Annotated in this window: 20 protein-coding genes; 6 read left to right on the top strand and 14 right to left on the bottom strand. The window is 67.4% G+C overall.

Going from position 1 to position 16,657, the window contains the following annotated elements; translation table 11 throughout:
* The first annotated feature begins 105 nt into the window (after nt 1–105).
* The 3 genes from WDLP6_RS08730 to WDLP6_RS08720 are packed head-to-tail and all read left to right on the top strand — an operon-like array spanning nt 106 to nt 1,442.
* The gene (locus WDLP6_RS08730; RefSeq protein WP_162592019.1) at nt 106–450 is read left to right on the top strand and encodes a hypothetical protein; all 345 of its coding nucleotides are present in this window, start codon (nt 106–108) and stop codon (nt 448–450) included.
* 50 nt (nt 451–500) lie between these two features.
* Nucleotides 501–683: a hypothetical protein gene (locus WDLP6_RS08725; RefSeq protein ID WP_162566650.1), complete on the top strand. Its 183-nt coding sequence runs from the start codon at nt 501–503 to the stop codon at nt 681–683.
* A 30-nt stretch (nt 684–713) separates the two neighbouring features.
* Entirely contained in the window at nt 714–1,442 is a 729-nt protein-coding gene (locus WDLP6_RS08720; RefSeq protein WP_162592018.1) for a maleate cis-trans isomerase family protein, read from the top strand.
* Nucleotides 1,443–1,486: 44 nt separating this feature from the next.
* Here WDLP6_RS08720 and WDLP6_RS08715 read toward each other — a convergent pair whose 3' ends face one another.
* The 7 genes from WDLP6_RS08715 to WDLP6_RS08685 all read right to left on the bottom strand — a co-directional run bounded on the left by WDLP6_RS08715 (nt 1,487) and on the right by WDLP6_RS08685 (nt 7,452).
* Nucleotides 1,487–1,879 carry an SRPBCC family protein gene (locus tag WDLP6_RS08715; protein WP_162592017.1) on the bottom strand — a complete coding sequence of 131 codons (393 nt, stop codon included), beginning with the start codon at nt 1,877–1,879 and terminating at the stop codon, nt 1,487–1,489.
* Nucleotides 1,880–1,910: 31 nt separating this feature from the next.
* Entirely contained in the window at nt 1,911–2,615 is a 705-nt protein-coding gene (locus WDLP6_RS08710) for an ABC transporter ATP-binding protein (RefSeq protein WP_162592016.1), read from the bottom strand.
* The gene (locus tag WDLP6_RS08705) at nt 2,608–3,369 is read right to left on the bottom strand and encodes an ABC transporter ATP-binding protein (RefSeq protein ID WP_162592015.1); all 762 of its coding nucleotides are present in this window, start codon (nt 3,367–3,369) and stop codon (nt 2,608–2,610) included. Before WDLP6_RS08705 ends, WDLP6_RS08710 begins: the two co-directional genes overlap by 8 nt.
* Nucleotides 3,366–4,340 (bottom strand): branched-chain amino acid ABC transporter permease, encoded by a 975-nt coding sequence (locus WDLP6_RS08700; RefSeq protein ID WP_162592014.1) that lies wholly within the window; start codon nt 4,338–4,340, stop codon nt 3,366–3,368. Before WDLP6_RS08700 ends, WDLP6_RS08705 begins: the two co-directional genes overlap by 4 nt.
* Nucleotides 4,340–5,212: a branched-chain amino acid ABC transporter permease gene (locus tag WDLP6_RS08695; protein WP_162592013.1), complete on the bottom strand. Its 873-nt coding sequence runs from the start codon at nt 5,210–5,212 to the stop codon at nt 4,340–4,342. Before WDLP6_RS08695 ends, WDLP6_RS08700 begins: the two co-directional genes overlap by 1 nt.
* A 112-nt stretch (nt 5,213–5,324) precedes the next feature.
* Nucleotides 5,325–6,497 (bottom strand): ABC transporter substrate-binding protein, encoded by a 1,173-nt coding sequence (locus WDLP6_RS08690; protein WP_162592012.1) that lies wholly within the window; start codon nt 6,495–6,497, stop codon nt 5,325–5,327.
* 181 nt (nt 6,498–6,678) lie between these two features.
* Complete coding sequence (locus WDLP6_RS08685; protein WP_162592011.1) at nt 6,679–7,452, bottom strand: GntR family transcriptional regulator; 774 nt, start codon at nt 7,450–7,452, stop codon at nt 6,679–6,681.
* A 146-nt stretch (nt 7,453–7,598) separates the two neighbouring features.
* On the opposite strand from WDLP6_RS08685, the gene WDLP6_RS08680 reads away from it, so the two are divergent.
* From WDLP6_RS08680 to WDLP6_RS08670, 3 genes are all read left to right on the top strand, one after another.
* Nucleotides 7,599–8,717, top strand: a complete 1,119-nt coding sequence (locus tag WDLP6_RS08680) for a 5-methyltetrahydropteroyltriglutamate--homocysteine S-methyltransferase (RefSeq protein WP_162592010.1) — start codon at nt 7,599–7,601, stop codon at nt 8,715–8,717.
* Nucleotides 8,718–8,844: 127 nt separating this feature from the next.
* Nucleotides 8,845–9,513, top strand: a complete 669-nt coding sequence (locus WDLP6_RS08675; protein ID WP_162592009.1) for a glutathione S-transferase family protein — start codon at nt 8,845–8,847, stop codon at nt 9,511–9,513.
* Entirely contained in the window at nt 9,510–10,889 is a 1,380-nt protein-coding gene (locus WDLP6_RS08670; protein ID WP_232077001.1) for a phospholipase D-like domain-containing protein, read from the top strand. The genes WDLP6_RS08675 and WDLP6_RS08670 overlap by 4 nt, the downstream gene beginning before the upstream one ends.
* On the opposite strand, the gene WDLP6_RS08665 is transcribed toward WDLP6_RS08670, so the two are convergent.
* From WDLP6_RS08665 to WDLP6_RS08635, 7 genes are read right to left on the bottom strand one after another with little or no spacing between them, the layout of a single operon-like run.
* Nucleotides 10,880–11,905: an alpha/beta hydrolase gene (locus tag WDLP6_RS08665; protein ID WP_162592008.1), complete on the bottom strand. Its 1,026-nt coding sequence runs from the start codon at nt 11,903–11,905 to the stop codon at nt 10,880–10,882. The genes WDLP6_RS08670 and WDLP6_RS08665 overlap by 10 nt on opposite strands.
* 9 nt (nt 11,906–11,914) lie before the next feature.
* Nucleotides 11,915–12,304 carry a RidA family protein gene (locus WDLP6_RS08660; protein ID WP_162592007.1) on the bottom strand — a complete coding sequence of 130 codons (390 nt, stop codon included), beginning with the start codon at nt 12,302–12,304 and terminating at the stop codon, nt 11,915–11,917.
* A 14-nt stretch (nt 12,305–12,318) separates the two neighbouring features.
* Entirely contained in the window at nt 12,319–13,224 is a 906-nt protein-coding gene (locus WDLP6_RS08655; protein ID WP_162592006.1) for an alpha/beta hydrolase, read from the bottom strand.
* Nucleotides 13,214–13,927: an ABC transporter ATP-binding protein gene (locus tag WDLP6_RS08650; RefSeq protein ID WP_162592005.1), complete on the bottom strand. Its 714-nt coding sequence runs from the start codon at nt 13,925–13,927 to the stop codon at nt 13,214–13,216. Before WDLP6_RS08650 ends, WDLP6_RS08655 begins: the two co-directional genes overlap by 11 nt.
* Nucleotides 13,920–14,690, bottom strand: a complete 771-nt coding sequence (locus tag WDLP6_RS08645) for an ABC transporter ATP-binding protein (protein WP_162592004.1) — start codon at nt 14,688–14,690, stop codon at nt 13,920–13,922. The genes WDLP6_RS08650 and WDLP6_RS08645 overlap by 8 nt, the downstream gene beginning before the upstream one ends.
* On the bottom strand, nt 14,671–15,723 hold the full coding sequence (locus tag WDLP6_RS08640; RefSeq protein ID WP_162592003.1) for a branched-chain amino acid ABC transporter permease: 1,053 nt from the start codon (nt 15,721–15,723) through the stop codon (nt 14,671–14,673). The genes WDLP6_RS08645 and WDLP6_RS08640 overlap by 20 nt, the downstream gene beginning before the upstream one ends.
* The gene (locus tag WDLP6_RS08635) at nt 15,720–16,592 is read right to left on the bottom strand and encodes a branched-chain amino acid ABC transporter permease (protein WP_162592002.1); all 873 of its coding nucleotides are present in this window, start codon (nt 16,590–16,592) and stop codon (nt 15,720–15,722) included. The genes WDLP6_RS08640 and WDLP6_RS08635 overlap by 4 nt, the downstream gene beginning before the upstream one ends.
* Nucleotides 16,593–16,657 lie beyond the last annotated feature (65 nt).

Genomic DNA, 16,657 nt, shown 5'->3' with positions numbered 1-16,657 from the left:
CGTTTGGGAACCATCTTCACAGAATGGACGTCGACCCGCCCCAGGGGGCGCGCGTTGTCGACTCATGGGGCGGATTTCGCCTTTGCTCTTAGAAGGACTATGACCATGAATCTCAAGCGCTCTGCACTCTTCAAATTGGCTGGCGCTGGCGCCATCGCAGTCGGCGCACTTTTCGCCGCTGTGTCTGCCGACGCCGGCCCGAGCTGGTCCGTGGGCATCGACGTGCCGGGTATCGCGATCGGCGTTGCCGAACCTGGCCCTGTGTACTACGACCCGCCGCCTGTCTACTACCGGCCGGCACCGCCGGTTTACTACCAGCCGCCGCCGGTGTACTACCGTCCGGCACCCGCATACTATGGGCCGCCGCCGGCCTACTACGAACGGGGCGACCGTTGGCGCGAGCACCGCCACCACCGCCGTGATGACGACGATCGAGGAGATCGGGACTGAATTCGACTCATCAGCCGCTCAGCGCCCGTCCCCTGGCATATGCAGGCAATATGGCCGACGCCGATCTCGTCGTTCTGATGGCTCGATTGGCGAGTGACGGCTGCTCGCTCACGACGGGCGAAGCGATCTCCGCGCTGGCCGAGATGCTGGAGAGTTTGCGGCCTACGCTCGGTCAGGCGGACTATGAGGTTCTGCTGCGCATCGGAGCGACACTCTGGAGGCTGAAGAGTTGATGCGCCCATGAAAAACCTGTTCCGAGCACCGTGACGCAACGAAAACTCATCGGCGTGCTGACGCCGTCTTCCAACACCGCGCTCGAGCCGCTGACCAGCGCGATGGTCAGTGCGGTACCCGGCGTTTCCGCGCACTTCTCGCGCTTCACCGTCACCGAGATCTCGATGCGCGATGCCTCGATGAATCAGTTCGACGACAGCAAGATCCTCGAAGCTGCGCGGCTGTTGGCCGATGCACGCGTGGACGTGATCTGCTGGAGCGGCACCTCGGCGAGCTGGCTCGGTTTCGAGAAGGACGAGATCCTGTGCGCACGCATCACCGAGGCGACCGGCATTCCGGCCACGACCTCGGTCCTGGCGCTCAACGAATTGCTGGCCGCGCAAGGCGCTCGCACCATGGGCCTGATCTCGCCGTATGTCGACGACGTGCAACGACGCATCATTGCCAACTACGCGCGCATCGGCATCGACTGCGTGGCTGAACGGCACCTCGATCTGACGGTGAATTTCTCGTTCAGCAAGGTCGCACCCGACACACTGCGCCGCATGCTGCGCGAGGTGGCGCGGCAGCAGCCGGACGCGATGACTGTGATGTGCACCAACCTGCACGGCGCGCAGTTGGTCGAGGAGATGGAACGCGAGCTCGGCATCCCGATCTACGACTCGGTGGCCACCGTGGTATGGAAAGCTCTGAAGGTGATCGGCGTCGACATGCGCGGCGTCAAGGGCTGGGGCAGCCTGTTCGGGCCGCAGGCCTGAAACCATCTTCGACCGGTCCGGGCTCGGTCGCCCTCGGCATGCCCCTAGCTCTCCAGCGCTCTCTTCATTGCCTTCATGCCCTCGTCGATCATGGTGCCGATCGGCCCGGCCATCTCGTCGGGCAGCAGATCGGCGATCCAGACGATGCGGCTGTGCGTGGCGTCTTCCGCGAACACCTGCAGCGATGCGTTGTGATGCGACAAGCGCCCACCGCTTGCCGACCACACCAGCCGGCGCACGGCATCGTCGAGATCGACGATCACTTCGCGCGCGACGATGCCGTTGCCGAAGGTGACGGTCCTCGCATTGCCTTCGAGCCTGCAGTCGGTCACGAAGCCGGGCACGAGGCGCCTGTGGATTTCGCCGACGTCGCGCACCGCGTCCCAGATCTTCTCTGCGCTCGCTGCGACTTGCATTTCGCGGTGGATGGATGCCATGAACGAACCCTCCGGAATGGATGACCTGCGCTCAGCGCGCGACGCCAAGCAATCTTTCCAGCACTTCGGGCTGGGTGCGCAGCGTCGCCGCGCGGTCCGCATGCACGATGGTGCCGTGATCGAGCACCACCGCCTCGTCGGAGATCGCGAGGATCGCCTGCGGATGCTGTTCGACGATGATCGCCGCCAAGCCTTCTTCCTGCGTGATGCGGCGGATGGCGCGCAGCAGCTCTTCCACGATGATCGGTGCCAGGCCTTCGAGCGGCTCGTCGAGCAGCAGCAGCGTGGGATTGACGACCAGCGCGCGGCCCACGGCCAGCATCTGCTGCTCGCCGCCCGACAGCTGCGTGCCGAGATTGCGCTTGCGCTCGGCCAGGCGCGGGAACATCTCGTAGACGCGCTGCGGATTCCACTGGCCCGGCCGCTCCACCGCGCTGAGGTTCTCGTCCACCGTGAGCGACTTGAAGATGTTGCGCTCCTGCGGCACCCAGCCGATGCCGGCGGCCGCGCGCTGGTGCGGTGACAGCTTGTGCAGCGCCGCGCCGCCGAGCGTGATGCTGCCGCCATGCTGGCGCGTCGCGCCGGCGAGCGTGTTGATGAGCGTGGTCTTGCCGGTGCCGTTGCGTCCCAGCAGCGCCAGCGTGCGGCCTTCGCCGAGTGCGAGGCCGATGCCGTGCAGCACCACGGCCTCGCCGTAGCCCGCGCTCAGGTTCTCGATGCGCAGAAGTTCAGACATGCGCCGCTCCCTGGCCGAGGTAGACCTCTTTCACCTTCGGGTCGTTCGCGATCGTGTCGGGGTCGCCTTCGGTCAGCAGCGTGCCGTTGACCAGCACCGTCATGCGGTCGGCGAAGCTGAAGACCAGGTCCATGTCGTGCTCGATCAGCAGCACCGACACATCGGCCGGCAATGCGGCCACCGTCTCCAGCAGCTCCTCGCGCTCGCCGGCCGGCACGCCCGCCACCGGCTCGTCGAGCAGGAGGACGCGCGGCTCGCAGGCCAGCGCGATCGCGATCTCGAGCAGGCGCCGCTTGCCATAGGCCAGATGCCGGGTCTGCTGCTGCGCCACATCGCCGAGCCTGAATTGCTCGAGCAGCTGCCCTGCGCGCCCGGCGACCTCGCTCGACGAACCCAGCGGCTTCCACCACTTGGCGCCGAGGCCGATGTGCTGCGAGACGACCAGCGCCAGCGTCTCCAGCGGCGTCATCGAATCGAAGAGCTGGTTGATCTGGAAGGTGCGCACCATGCCGCGCGCCACGCGGCAGTGCGGCGCGAGGCGCGTGATGTCCTCGCCTTCGAGCACGATGCGGCCCTCGTTCGGCGCGAGCACGCCGGTCAGCAGGTTGATCAGCGTGGTCTTGCCGGCGCCGTTGGGGCCGATCAGTGCGTGACGCGCGCCGCGCTTCAGGTTCAGCGTGACGTTGTGGGTGGCCGTGATGCCGCCGAAGCGCTTCACCAGGCCGGTGGCCGCGAGGACGATGTCGTTGTTCACGGCTTCGCGCTCCTGCGGGCGCCGAACCAGGTCCAGGGCTTGAACAGCCGGTCGCGCCCGACCAGCACCAGCAGCACCAGGATCAGGCCGATCCAGAACATCCAGTACTGCGGCGTGACGGACGACAGCGTGTCCTGCAGCAGCTTGAAGACGATCGCGCCCGTGATGCCGCCGTAGAGCCAGCCGACGCCGCCGATGACCAGCATCAGCAGCACGTCGGCCGAGCGGTCGAAGGCCAGCACGTCGAGCGAGGCGAAGCCGGTGGTCTGCGCCAGCAACGCACCGGCCGCGCCCGCGATCGCGGCGGCCACGGTGTAGATCACCGCCAGCCTCGAGACGACCGGGATGCCGATCGCCATCGCGCGCAGCCGGTTGTCGCGCACTGCCTTGAGCGTGGCGCCGAAGGGCGAATGCACCAGACGCCGCATCAGCAGGAACAGCAGCAGCATCACTGCAAGCGAATACCACGCGGCTGTGCGGCCGTAGAGATCGAAATCGAACAGGCCGAGCACCGGCCCCATCACCACGCCCTGCAGGCCATCGGCGCCGCCGGTCAGCCAGTCGAGCTTGTTCGCGAGTTCGAGCAGGAGCAGCGCCGTGCCCAGCGTGACCATCAGCCGCGTGAGATCGGTGCCGCGCAGGATGGTGATGCTCGCCACCGCGCCGAGCGCGGCGCACAGCACGATCGCGACCACGAGGCCGACGGTCGGATCGGGCATCACCAGCTTGGCGAACAGCGCTGCCGTGTACGCGCCAAAGCCGAAGAAAGCCGCGTGCCCGAGCGAGACGATGCCGGTGTAGCCGAGGATCAGGTCGAGCGACATCGCGAACAGCGCGACGATCGCGATCTCGTTGATCATCAGCGCATGCGCGGGAACGATGGCCGGCAGCGCGAAGGCCACGATCCAGATCGCGAACTCCCACGGCCGCCAGCGCGCCCGGCGCAACAGCGCCGCCTGGAAATCCTGCATCACTTGCCTCCCTTGCGGGCAAACAGGCCTTGCGGGCGCCACATCAGGATCAGGATCATCAGCAGGTAGACGGTGAAGGCACCCATCTTCGGAATGAAATACTTGCCGCCCACGTCGGCGATGCCCAGCAGCAGCGCGGCCAGCAGCGGCCCGGTGATCGACGAGGTGCCGCCGACCGAGACCACGATCAGGAAATAGATCATGTACTTGAGCGGGAAGGTCGGATCGAGCCCGAGGATCTCCGCGCCCAGCGCACCGCCCAGCCCCGCCAGGCCGGAGCCGACCGCGAAGGTCAGCAGGAACACCACGTTGACGTTGATGCCCAGCCCCGCCGCCACGCGCGGATCGTCGACCGCCGCGCGCAAGCGGCTGCCGAAGCGCGTCTTCGAGAGGATCAGTTGCAGCACCACCGTCAGCAACGCGCACAGCGCGATGATGAAGAGCCGGTAATGGCCCATGCCCAGCAGCAGCGCACCATCGCCGATCTCGGTGCGGCCGCGCAGCCATTCGGGCAGCTGGATGTTCTGCTGCGAGGAGCCGACGAAATAGTCCACCGCGGCGACCGCCATGAAGGCGAGCCCGATCGAGAACAGCACCTGGTCCAGATGCGACTTGCCGTACATCGGGCGGTAAAGCGTGCGTTCGAGCAGCGCGCCGAGCGTGCCCACCGCGATGAACGCGAGCGGCAGGCAGACGAGAAAAGGCACGCCCAGCTTCTGCATCGCGAACACGGTGAGGTAGCCGCCTGCCATGGCAAAGGCACCGTGCGCGAGGTTGATGAAGTTCATCAGCCCCAGCGTCACGGCCAGGCCGACCGCGAGAACGAACAGCAGCATGCCGTAGGCGATGCCGTCAAAGAGAATCGTCAACATACGTCGATCCGCAGCCTCAGATCAGAAACACCGCGGAACCGGCTCCGCCGGGCCGCAGGTGTTGCCCCCTGAAAGGGGGTGGGCGGCCACACGAAGTGGGCAAGCCTGGGGGTCATTTAGCTTTTCCGGGATCCTTGACGCTCTTGATGACGTCGAACTCGACGTTGTAGAGCTGCCCGTCCTTCTTCTCGACCTTGCGCAGATACACGTCCTGCACGATGTCGCGCGTCTGCGCGTCGATCAGGATCTGGCCGCGCGGGCTTTCGAAGATCTGGCCTTTCATCGCGGCCAGCAGCGCATCGCCGCCGCCCTGCCCCTTGGTCTTGCGCAGCGCGTCATAGATGATGTGCATGCCGTCGTAGCCGCCGACCGCCATGAAGTTCGGCCGCATGTTCTTGTTGGCCTTCTCGAAGGCTTCGACGAATTTCTTGTTCATCGCCGACGGATGCGCGGCCGAGTAGTGGTGCGAGGTGACCACGCCGAGCGCGCCGTCGCCCATGTCGTTGAGCTGGTCGTCGTCCGTCACGTCGCCGGTGGCGATCAGCCGGATGCCGGCCTTGTCCATGCCGCGCTCCAGGAACTGCTTCATCACCGCCGCGCCCGCGCCCGAGGGCACGAAGACGAACAGCGCATCGGGCTTGGCATCGCGCACCTTCTGCAGGAAGGGCGCGAAGTCGGGGTTGCGCAGCGGCACGCGCAGCGAATCGAGCACCTTGCCGCCGTTGAGCTGGAAGCGTTCCTTGAAGAACTTCTCGGCATCGTTGCCCGGGCCGTAGTCGCTGACCAGCGTGACGACCGTCTTGATGCCGTTCTTCGGCGCCCAGTCGCCCATCGCCACCGAGACCTGCGGCAGCGTGAAACTCGAGCGCACGATGTAGGGCGAGGCCTCGGTGATGCTGGAGGTGGCCGCGGCCATCACGAGCTCGGGCGTCTTCGATTGCGTGGCGATCGGCGCGGCCGCCAGCGCCGCGGGCGTGACGCCGAAGCCGGCCAGCACGTTCACCTTGTCGTTGACCACGAGTTCCTGCGCGAGGCGCTTGGTGACATCGGGCGTGGCGGTGTCGTCCTTGACGATGACCTCGATCTTCTTGCCCGCGACCGTGTCGCCGTTCTGCGCCATGTAGAGCCGCACACCGGCTTCGACCTGGCGGCCGGTGGAGGCCTGCTGCCCGGTCATCGGCAGGATCAGGCCGATCTTGAAGGTGTTGCTCTGGGCGTTGGCCAGCGGCAAGGCCAGCGCGAGGGCGGTCAGGCTCGCGGCCTGGACGAGGTGGCGACGTTGCATGAAGTCTCCTTGGGGTGAGTGCCGAAACAGGCGATATTGTGAACAAATGAAAGCGTGCCGCCTTCGCGGCAAACACCTAGCGGGCCGGGCCGCGCTCGAACTTCTGCGCGATGAGTCGATCGATTGCGCGATCATCGCGCGAGCTCGGACAGGGCAGGACAGTCATTCGGAAGTCTGGTTCTCAGTGGCGGCGGCGGATCAGTTGCACGCCCGGCAACGGATGGCTCTGCGCGCCGTGCAGCGCTTCGCGAAGATTGCGCTGCGCGATGCGGCTGTGCTCGCGCATCAGCGCCTCGGCGCGCGAGCCCTCGCGGTTCTCGATCGCGTCCAGCACCTGGCCGTGCTGGTCCTGTGCGATCAGCAGCATGTCGCGCGCCGCGGCCGAGTTGGCCTGCATCACGACGAAGCCGGAGGGTGACGCGAAAGGCAGGTTGACGACGCGCTCCAGCTGTTGGGTGATCAGCGGGCTGCCCGAGAGCTCCGACAACAGGCGATGGAACTGCGCATTGAAGGCGACGTATTGCGAAAACGCTGCATCGTCGAGCGCGGGCTGGCGCAGCAGTTCGTCGATGCGCCTGAGGCAGGCGCGCGCCTCGCGCATCACCACCGGCGGTGCGCCGCGCTCGGCCGCGAGCCGCGCCGACAGGCCTTCGAGCGTGCCGCGCAGTTCGATCGCATCGGACACATCGCGCTCGGAAAAGGTCCGCACCGCATAGCCGCCATTGGGCAGGGCCTCGAGCAGGCCCTCCTGCTCGAGCCGCATGAGCGCGCTGCGCACCGGCGTGCGCGAGACGCCGAGCAATTCCGAGACCGCCACCTCGGCGATGCGCGCGCCGCCGGCCAATTCACCTGCGAGCACCATCTCGCGCAGCCGCAATTGGGCCTTGACGGCCTGCGAACTGCTGGCTTCGATCGGCTCGCTGGGAGTCAGGACGGGAGAGTTTGGCGCTGTCACGGGATACGAAATGTATACAGAGAATCGCGCAGACCCAAGACATCAGGGCAAAACCTCGGGTAAACACTCAATCCCCTGTATGCAACCAAGGCCCTCGCGGTGCGTTTACGATCGACCGCTCTATTTCAGCATCTGACGGAGCACCCATGTCCCAGCACGCCTCCCTGCCTGCCCGCTACGACCACGTCGGCAGCTTCTTGCGCCCCAAGTATTTGCTCGAAGCGCGCGAGCAGAAAGCCAAGGGCGAGATCACGCCCGAGCAGCTTCGCAAGGTCGAAGACAAGGCCATCACCGAGATCGTCAAGTTCCAGGAGGACGTCGGGCTCAAGAGCATCACCGACGGCGAGTTCCGCCGCACCTATTTCCACATCGACTTCCTCGAACAGCTCGGCGGCGTGAAGACCGACATCCCGGTCACCATCCGCCGGCCCGACGGCACCGAGGAGCTCGCGCCGCCGGTGATGCGCGTGATCGACAAGGTGCGCCATGCGAAGAACATCCAGTTGGCCGACTTCGAGTACCTCAAGAGCCAGGTCTCGGCCGGCTGCACGCCGAAAGTCACGATCCCCTCGCCCACCATGCTGCACTTCCGGGGCGGGCGCGCCGGCATCAGCAAGGAGGCATACCCCGAACTCGATCCGGTGTTCTACGACGACGTCGCCCGGGCCTACGGTGACGAACTGCGCTCGCTGGCCGCCGCGGGCGCTACCTACGTGCAGATGGACGACACCAATCTCGCCTACCTGTGCGACGAGAAGATGCGCGAAGCCGCCCGCCAGCGCGGCGACGACCCGAACGAACTCCCGCACCGCTACGCCGCCTTCATCAACAAGGTGGTGGCGCAGAAGCCCGCCGGCATGACGCTCGCGATGCACCTGTGCCGCGGCAACTTCAAGAGCACGCACGCGGCGGCCGGCAACTACGAGCCGGTGGCCGAGGCGCTGCTGAAGGAGATGGACCTCGATGCCTATTTCCTCGAGTACGACGATGCGCGCTCGGGCGACTTCCGTCCGCTGCGCTTCCTGCCCAAGGGCAAGACCGTGGTGCTGGGCCTGGTGACCACCAAGTTCGGCGAGATGGAGGACAAGGACGAACTCAAGAGCCGCATCGAGGCCGCCGCCAAGTACGCGCCGCTGGAGCAGCTCGCGCTGTCGCCGCAGTGCGGCTTCTCGAGCACGGTGCATGGCAACAACATTGCGGTCGAGGCGCAGCGGGCCAAGCTGCGGCTGGTCATCGAGACCGCTCAGGAAGTCTGGAAGGACTAGGCACACACCCACTTCGCGCACTTCGTGTCGCTCCGCCTACCCCCTTGCAGGGGGCAACACCGGCGGCCCGGCGGAGCCGGTTCCGCGGTGTTTCACGAATCGGGCTGGTGAAGTAGGCTCCGGGCTTATGAAGCTCTACACCGCCCCCCTCAGCATGTTCGGCGCCAAGGTGCAGATCGCCGCGCTCGAAAAGGGCCTCGCCTTCGACTACGAGATGGTTCCTTTCGATCGCGACGACCGCTACGAGCCCAAGCACCCCGAGGTCCTGCGCATCAATCCGAAGCGGCAGGTGCCGGTGCTGATCGACGGCGATGTCGAGTTGTTCGACTCGACGCAGATCTTCGAGTACCTGGAAGACATCGCCCCCGAGCCGCCGCTCTGGCCGGGCGATGCGGCGCAGCGCGCGCTGGCGCGGCAGCTCGAGCACATGTCGGACGAGGTGTTCTTTCCGCACGTGATCCGCCTCATGGGCCTGCAGCACGACATGGGCAGCGAGGCCGCGATCGCCGCCTGCGCGGGCTGCGCGCGTTTCTATGAACGGATGGAAGAGCGGCTCGCGCACGGCGACTACCTCGCCAGCGCCTACTCCTTCGCCGACATCGCCTTCTACATGGCGCACGTGTTCGCCGACCGCAAGGGCGCCGGCATGACCGCTGCCACACCGCGCCTGCTGGCCTGGCGCGAGCGCATCGGCGCGCGGCCGCCGGTGCGCGAGGTGGTCGGGCGGATGATGGCCTTCCTGGCGTCGCAGAACCGTCCGGTGCCCGTGTACCTCCAGTCCTTGCTTGGCGCGTGAACCACATCGACAAACAGCTCGACTGGCTGCCTTCGCCGTCGCAGCATCTGCTGGTTGTCACCTTCGCGCTGCTGGTCTACGTGCTGACCACGCGCGCCCGGCGCGAGCAGCGCGCGCCGACCACCGCGATCGCGTGGGTGATGGGCCTGGTGCTGGTGCCTTACCTGATCCTGCCCATGTATCTGCTGTTCGGCCAGCGCAAGCTGCGGCCGGCCGGTTCGCCGCGGCCGCCGCGCTCGCTGCCGATGGTGCACTGGGCCGCCGACCTGATCGAAAGCTTCGGGCTGGCGCCGCCCGGACACTGCGCGGTGCGCCTGCATTCGGATGGCGCCGCCGCGCGCGATGCGCTTTGGGAGGTGATCGAAGGCGCACAGGTGCGCATCGACGTCTGCACCTTCATCATCGGCGACGACGCGCTCGGCCACGAGGTGATCGCGCGCCTGTCGCGACGCGCGCGCGAAGGCATCAAGGTGCGGGTGCTGCTCGATGGCTTCGGCGCGCTCTCGCTGCCGCGCCACCATGTCGACACGCTGCGCGATGCCGGCGTCGAGGTCGCGGTGTTCCGGCCCTTCTTCAGCCTGCGCCGACTGGGCCCGCGCAACCTGCGCAACCACCGCAAGCTCACGATCGCCGATGACGGCTGGCTGTGGTCCGGCGGCCGCAACCTGGCCGGCGAATATTTTCTGGGCAACGACGAGCACCCCACGCCGTGGCGCGACCTGTCCTTCGATCTCCACGGCAGCGTGGCCGCCGCGGCGGCGCGGCAGTTCGATCACGACTGGGCCTCGGTGCGCGGGCGCAAGCCGCGCGCCATCGGGACCGACGAAGAGCCTTCGAGCGGCAGCCTGGCGCAGTTCCTGCCGAGCGGCCCCGACCAGACGGAAGACACGGCGCACGCGCTGCTGATCGACGCCTGCTTTCGCGCCGAGCACCGCGTGCTCGCGATCACGCCCTACTTCGTGCCCGGCGACGGCCTGCGCGACGCGCTGCGGCTGGCGGCGCGGCGCGGGGTGCAGGTCACGATCGCGATTCCGGCGCAGTCGAACCACCGGCTGGCCGATTTCGTGCGGGCGCGAGCGATGCGCGACCTGGCACGCGCGGGCGTCATCTTCCGCATGCTGCCGTTCATGGCACATGCCAAGGCCGTGGTGGTGGACGAAGAGCTCGCGCTGTGCGGCTCGATCAACCTCGATCTGCGCAGCCTGTTGCTGAATCACGAGGCCGCGGTGGTGTTCTACGACCGCGGCGAGATCGACTGGTTCGCGCAATGGATCGAGACCACGGCTTCGGCCGGCGAGGCCTACCGTGCGCGTCGGCCCGGGCTGTTGCGCGACGTGGCCGAAGGGTTGCTGCTGACGATCGCGTTTCAGCTCTGAGCCGGCCGGCGCTCGATCAGTGAGCGCGCGAACGAAGCCGCTTCCGCCAAGGCCTGTGCCGCACGCGGCAGCGCATTCGCATGATTGAGGAAGCCGTGCGGCACGCCGTGCGCGACACTGAGCGTCGAACGGCCGCCGGCTGCACCGATGGCATGGTGCATCCGCACCGAGTCGTCGAGCAGCAGGTCCAGCCCCGCCGCGAGGATCAGCGCGGGCGGCAGGCCGCCGAGTTCACCGCGCAGGGGAAATGCGCGCGGGTCGTCCGTGTTCGACGCGCCCGGCAGATAGGCGTCCAGATAGCGCTGCTGTGCCGCGCAGCTGAGGCCGAACTCGCCGCTTCCATAGGCGCCGACGGAGCCGCCGCTGCGCATCGGCCCGAACACGCCGTAGAACAGGATCAATCCCGCGATGCCATCCGCATCTGCATCGCCCGCCGCAGGCCGCGCGTCGCGGCGGCGCATGGCTTCGACGAGCGCCAGGTTGGCACCGGCCGAATCGCCCGCGAGCACGACGCGCCCATGCTGCGCCAGCACGGCATCCACCGCGCCGGCCACATCCTCCAGCGCCGCCGGGAAAGGATGCTCGGGCGCGAGCGAATAGTCGACCCCGCACACCGGCAGGCCCGAGCCCGCGGCGAGGTGTCGCAGCACGGTGTCGTGCGTCTCGTTCGAGCCGACGCACCAGCCGCCGCCGTGCAGGTACACGATGGGTGCTGCATCAACGGATGCCTGCGGGCGATACCAGCGCAGGCCGACGCGGCGACCATTGACCTGCAGTTCGGCATCCTCGATCGCGTGCATGCGCGGCAAGCCGGTCTGGCTTTTGCGCCGCTCCTGCAGCAGCAGCGCGCGCGCTTGATCGAAAGGCAAAGCGTAGCGATCGACCGGTGCCGCGGCGGCGCGCTGTTGCGCGAGGATCTCGACCATGCGCGGATCGAGCGTGCGCGGATACGCATAGCGCTCGAACGCTTCCGGCGAGAAGCCGGGCGGGCTGTCGAACGAAACGGCGTCGGACACGTCGCCCGCTCAGCTCGCGCTGAAAGCCACCGCCTCGACCTCGACCAGCCATTCCTTCTTTGCCAGCTCCTTGACGATGACCAGCGTGGAAGCCGGACGCGCGCTGCCGAGAAAGCGCGTGCGAACCGGGCCGACGGCGGAGAGATGCGACGCATCGACCAGAAAGGTGGTGACCTTCACCAGATGGTCGACCGTCATGCCGGCCGCCGCCAGCACCGCGACGAGGTTCTGCCAGGCCAGCGTCGTCTGCTGCACGATGCCTTCGGCCGTCGCCCCGTCGGCACCGACGCCGATCTGGCCCGAGATGTGCAGCCACTTGCCGGGGCCGGTCACGACGATCGCCTGCGAATAGGGGCCGGCAGGCGCAGGCACGGTGGAAGGATTCAGGGATTCGGACATGGGTTCTTTCATCATCAAATGCTGTGGGAATCGGAAAGCTGCGGCACGCCCTTCACCGCGCCGAGCACGCGCTGGAACAGGGCGAGTTCGGGGCTGGCCAGATCCTCGAGCACATCGAAGTGCGTGCGCCGGGGAACGATCTCCAGCGTCGCGCGCGATCCCGCGGCCTTCGCCGCCGCGGCGAAGTCGCGGCTCTGGCCGATGAAGCCCTCGGTCTCGGCCTCGCCCACCGCGACGATGAATTCGCCGGTGTAGAAGCGCTGCATCTCGCTCGGGCTCAGGCGCATGGCTTCGTGCGGCGTCATCCGCACGTCGTGGTTGATGCTGGTGAGCAGCAGCGGCGCCAGCGAGAACAAGCCGCTGACCGGAATCGTCGCGACCAGCGGATGGCCTTCGAGGATGGTCGGCGGCGTCGCGCTGATCATCGCGGCCAGATGCCCGCCGGCGGAGTGGCCCGAGACGCTGACCCGTCGCGGATCGAAGCCGAGTTCGCCCGCACGGCGGTTCAGCCAGACGAAGGCATCGGCCACCTGCTCGACGATGCGCCCGAGGCGCACTGCGGGCGCGAGTTCGTAGCCGATCATCGCCACCGCGACGCCGGCCTTCACGTAGTGCTCGGCCATGAAGCTGAAGATCTCGCGGTCCAGCGCGCGCCAGAAGCCGCCGTGGATGAAGACGAACAGCGGCACGCCCTCCGCGGGCGCGGCCTGCGCCGCGCTCGCCGGAAACCAGTCGATGGCGCAGCGCGCCGGCACGGCATAGGCGTAGACCTTGCGATCGGGCATCAAGGCGCGCAGGCGCTCGCTGCGCGCACGGTAGTCCGCATAGATGCCTTCCCTCTCGGGATGCCGGGGGCGCAGGCTGTAGTTCTGCTCCATGCGCTCGAGCAGTTCCATGATGCGCGGGGTATCAAACTCCAAGATAGGCTTCCTTCACGCGCGAATCGGTCAAGAGCGACGACGACGGGCCGGAGAGAACGATGCGCCCGCTTTCCAGCACGTGCCCGTTGCCGGCATGGCGCAAGGTCACCTCGCTGTTCTGCTCGCAGACGAAGATCGTCAGGCCCTGGCGGCAGAGTTCGGACAGGGCCTGGAAGATCTGCTTGACCACCAGTGGCGCGAGCCCCATCGAAGGTTCGTCGAGCAGCAGCAGCCGCGGCTCGGACATCAGTGCGCGCCCGATCGCGACCATCTGCTGCTCACCGCCCGACAGCGTGCCCGCGGCCTGCGCCAGCCGCTCGCCCAGCTTCGGAAAAAGCGCGAGCACGAAGTCGAGCCGGCGGCGGTACCTGGCCGCGTCGCCGCGCACGAGAAAATGGAAGGCGCCCATCTCGAGATTCTCGGCCACCGACAGCGGCGCGAACACCTTGCGCCCTTCGGGCACCAGCGAGATGCCCAGGCGCACGATGCGTTCGGCGCCGAGCCCGGCGATGTCCTTGCCCTCGAAGCGCACCGCGCCGCGCACCGGCTTCATGAGGCCGCTGACGGTTCGCATCAGCGTCGACTTGCCGGCACCGTTGGCGCCGATCAGCGCGGTGAATCCGCCCTGCGCGATGTCGAGCGACACGCCATGCAGCACATCGCCCTGCCCGTACGACACATGCAGTTCGTCGAGCTCAAGCATCGGCCGTCTCCTCGCCGAGGTAGGCGCCGATCACCTCGCGATGGCTCGCAATCTCGGCCGGCGTGCCTTCCGCCAGGAAGCGGCCGCTCTGCAACACCAGGATCTCGTCGCACAGGCCCATCACCATGCGCATGTTGTGCTCGACCAGGATCACGGTCACGCCTTGCGCGTTGACCTGGCGGATCATCTTCGCGATCGGCGCCTGCTCGGACGCGGGAACGCCGGCGATCGGCTCGTCGAGCATGAGGATCTTCGGCTCAGCCGCCAGCGCGCGCGCGATCTCGAGCAGCTTCGATTCGCCGAAGCTCAGGTTGCCGGCCGGCAGCATCGCGCGATCGGCCATGCCGAGCATCGCGAGCTTGTCGTAGGCCGTGGCCTCGATGCGGCGCTCCTCGCGGCGCGCGCCCGTGGTGCCCAGCATCGCGGTCCAGAAGCCGGTGCGCGCGCCGGGGTGGCAGCCGATCATCACGTTCTCGACCAGGCTCAGCTCGGGAAAGATCTGCAGGTTCTGGAAGGTGCGCGCCAGGCCGAGCCGCGCACGCTGGAACGGCCGCAGCGACTCGATGCGCACGCCCTCCAGTTCGATGGCACCCGCGCTCAGCTTCTGGATGCCGGCGATGGCATTGAACAAGGTCGTCTTGCCCGCGCCGTTCGGCCCGATGATCCCCTTGATCTGTCCTTCGCGCACCGACGTGCTCAATCCATCGACGGCATGCAGACCGCCGAAGGTGACGCGCAGATCCCTAACTTCCAGCAGAGCCATCGGCGGCCTCCACGGATGAAGGGCGCAGGCTCTGCTCGGGCGGCCTCGCCACGCCCGCCGGCGCTTTCGGCTTGCGCTTGAGACTCCCGGCCAGGCCCGCAAGCCCGCTCGGGAAATAGAGCAGCACGACCACCATGCAGATGCCGAACACGAGCAGCTCGACGTCCTGGAACTGCCTCAGCAGTTCGGGAACCACGGTGAAGATCGCGGCGCCGTAGAACGGCCCCCAGTACAAGCCGGTGCCGCCCAGCGCCACCATCACGACCAGCAGCACCGAGGCGAAGAAGCCGAAGGTCTCCGGCGATGCGAACAGATTGAAGTGGGCATACATCGCACCGGCCAGTCCGGCCAGTCCCGCCGACAGGCTGAAGGCGATGACCTTGTAGAGGAAGGTGTCGACGCCGAGCGTGTTGGCACCGATCTCGCTGCCGGCGATCGCGCGCAAGGCGCGGCCCGGCACGCTGCCGAAGAGATTGAGCAGCATCCACATCACCACCGCGGCGACCGCCCACACGAGCCAGTAGAAACGCATCGGGCTGTCCAGCTCGAAGCCGAACAGCGCGTAGGGCGAGATCCCCGCGAGGCCGTTCGGGCCGCCCGTCAGCGAGACCAGCTCGACGAACAGCACCGAGAGGATGCCGCTGAAACCCAGCGTGCCCATCGAGAGATAGGGGCCGCGCAGCCGCAACGTGGCCAGCCCGATCAGCGCCGCGACGCAGCCCACGATGACGATCGCGGCGGCCGTCCCGAGCCATGGCGAGATGCCGTATTTGGTATTGAGCACGCCGCTCGCATACGCACCCAACCCGTAGAAGGCCGCGTGCGCGAGCGAGACCTGGCCGGTCCATCCCATGATGAGGTTGAGGCTCGCGATCAGGATCAGGTTGATGAAGAAATAGATGCCCAGGCTCAGCATGTAGTCGTTGGGTGCGACGAAGGGCCAGACGATCGCGATCGCCCAGATCACCATCAGGCCGCGCCGGCTTCTCGCCAGTTTGCGGGCGAGCACGCTGTCGCTGGATGCCACCGTCATACCTTCTCGATCTGGCTCTGGCCGAGCAGGCCGTTGGGCCATCGCACCAGCACCAGCAGCAGCACGACGAAGGACACCGCGTCCTTGAAATGGGACGACAGCATCCCGCCCGCGAAGCTCTCGGCCAGCCCGAGCGCCAGGCCGCCGACCACCGCACCCGGCAGGCTGCCGAGACCGCCCAGCATCGCCGCGCAGAAGGCCTTGAAGCCGAGGATCGTGCCGTGGTCGAAGGAAGTCAGCGTCAACGGCGTGACGATCACGCCCGCCAACGCGCCGATGCCAGCGGCCAGCGTGAAGGACAACGCCATCGTCATGCGCGGGCTGATGCCGACCAGCGCCGCGGCTTCGGGCTGCGCCGCCGCCGCGCGCATCGCCTTGCCGAGCAGCGTGCGGTTGAAGAAGTAGCCGGCGCCGCCCATCACGACGGCGGCGATGCCGACGATCCAGAGCGTCTGCGATTCGAACACCGCGCCGGCCAGATGCACCGCCTCGCTGCCCGAGAACGAAGGCAGCCCCGCCGGGTTCTTGCCGAGCACCAGCATGACCAGGCTCTTGGTGCAGATCGCCAGCGCGATGGTGACGATGGTGATCGACATCGCCGACGGCCGCTTCAGGCGCCGCACCACGAGGCGCTCGGACAGCGCGCCGAAGGCCATCGCGACCAGCACCGCGGCCACCAGCGACAGCAGCAGCGGCACCTTGGCCGCATACAGCGTCGCGGCCACCATGCCGCCCAGCATGACCCATTCGCCCTGTGCGAAGTTGAGCGCACCGGTGCTTTTGAAGATGATGTTGAAGCCGAGCGCGACCAGCGCATAGATGCTCCCGGTGCTCAGGCCCGCGAACAGCAGTTGCACTGACTCATTCATCAGGCGACCTCCGCCCTGCGGGCTGCGGTGCGAGCTTGCTTGGGGCGGCCCGGCGCGGCGCTCAT

Source organism: Variovorax sp. PBL-E5, from assembly GCF_901827185.1.
Lineage (GTDB): Bacteria > Pseudomonadota > Gammaproteobacteria > Burkholderiales > Burkholderiaceae_C > Variovorax.
The sequence above is the reverse complement of the archived record's forward strand: the minus strand, read 5'-3'. Positions and strand labels throughout refer to the sequence as shown.